The 856-nt window shown below is 71.6% G+C and carries 1 pseudogene; it reads left to right on the plus strand.

The annotated features are described in order from the left end of the window. Nucleotides 1–692, plus strand: a pseudogene (locus NBZ85_RS31500) (lactate racemase domain-containing protein); the annotation flags it as partial. Nucleotides 693–856 lie beyond the last annotated feature (164 nt).

Genomic DNA, 856 nt, shown 5'->3' on the forward strand with positions numbered 1-856 from the left:
GCGGGCGGGGCCGGGCCCGGGTGTTGCGCGATCTGGCCGCCGACTATGCGATCACCTCGCTGTCGGCGGGTGATCCGGCGGCCGTCGCGGCGGCGGCGTGGCAGTCCGTCGACGCCCAGCAGCGTGTCGACGTCGACGGGCAGAGCGACGTCGTGGTCGTGGGGTTGCCCCCGTTCGGGGCGTATCAGGGTGGGGCGCCGGCAGATCCGGTGCTCGCCGCGCACGGTGCGCTCGCTGAGGTGTTCGCCCGCCATCGGGGGCGGCCCGTTGTCCGGGAGAACGGAGCGATGATCGTCTACCATCCGGTGGCGGCGCGGTTCTCCCAGCTGCATCAGCCGTCGTATGTGGACTTCTACGAGGAGGTGCTGGCCGAGTCGAGTGATCCGGCGACGGTCGAGGCGAAGTTCGAACGGCAGTACGCCACCGATCCCTGGTATGCGTCGCTGTACCGGACGTCGCTGGCGCATCACGGGGTGCATCCGTTCCACCGCTGGTATGAGACGGCGCCGGCGCGGGCGCATCTGGCCGAGGTGGTCTTCGTCGGGGGCGATCGGGCGGTGTGTGCGCGGCTGGGCTATCGGGCGGCGTCGACGCTGGCGGATGCGTTGGAGATCGTGTCGGGGTCGGTGGGGCGTGATCCGTCGATCACGTACCTGCACAGTCCGCCGCAGCTGATCACCGAGGTGCGGTGAGACGGCGGCGCGGTGCGCCGGTGGCGGGGTGTGTCGGTGGCCGGGGTCGCACCGGGACGGGTCGGTCACCGGTGCGGTGGATGGGACCGGTAGGACGAGGGTGTTCGGGACGGATGGGTGATCGGGATGGGTAGGCCGCGACGGGGTGTGGGGCTGCGCGAGGC

The organism is Frankia tisae (assembly GCF_025403405.1).
GTDB lineage: Bacteria > Actinomycetota > Actinomycetes > Frankiales > Frankiaceae > Frankia > Frankia tisai.